The 729-nt window shown below is 48.1% G+C and carries 2 protein-coding genes; one reads left to right on the top strand and one right to left on the bottom strand.

All coding sequences use genetic code 11. The features are described from left to right. Positions 1-312 (bottom strand): FUSC family protein (locus J5069_RS23720; RefSeq protein WP_264646113.1); only part of this gene is annotated, 312 nt, incomplete at its 3' end. Between the two features lie 77 nt (positions 313-389). On the opposite strand from J5069_RS23720, the gene J5069_RS23715 reads away from it, so the two are divergent. After that, positions 390-729 (top strand): AraC family ligand binding domain-containing protein (locus tag J5069_RS23715; RefSeq protein ID WP_264646112.1); only part of this gene is annotated, 340 nt, incomplete at its 3' end.

Genomic DNA, 729 nt, shown 5'->3' with positions numbered 1-729 from the left:
AGGTACGATTAAAACGGTCGCCCCCGCCCCAATTATCGTTCCCGCCAAACGATACACGCTTCGACTTAGGGAAGCGCCAACCGAGGTTTGCGAAACAATATAGACAGTGATGATTGCCCAAGACGGTTTATCCAACCCTATCGATAAGGCGATGTAATAAGCCAGCATCGCTGCCGCAAAACTCTTGGCGGAATACAGCAAGGCATTGGCATCACCCACCAACGTGGGTGAGAACAAATACCTTCTGGCACGGCGCAGTACGACATATTTATTCCGCAATAAGCGGAGGAGGAAGAAGTCTGTTTTGCTCATGCCGATAATTATTACCGGGTTGCACACTTCATTAAATACTATATTCTGTCAAAAAATACCTAAATATAGCCAATGATATGCAACCACGGTACGCCACCACACTCTTTGACCCCGATTCAACACAGTGCCCGGCAGTCGCACGGCATATTGATTTCGTTGATTACGAAGCAGAAGTGCCCGTTCATACACACCGTAAGGGACAATTGATTATTGCGCTTTATGGCGCTGTTATCTGTCGCGCGGAGAATGACATATGGATCGTTCCTCCTCACTGTGCTGTATGGATCCCTGGCGGAATGCCTCACAGCATCAAAGCGACTTGGAACGCGCATCTCAACTATTTATTCATTGAACCCGGAGCCGCTGCACTGCCAGATAAATGTTGCGCTCTGGCCATTTCCCAACTGATAAAAGAAC

This window comes from Candidatus Symbiopectobacterium sp. NZEC127, assembly GCF_025962675.1.
GTDB lineage: Bacteria > Pseudomonadota > Gammaproteobacteria > Enterobacterales > Enterobacteriaceae > Symbiopectobacterium.
The sequence above is the reverse complement of the archived record's forward strand: the minus strand, read 5'-3'. Positions and strand labels throughout refer to the sequence as shown.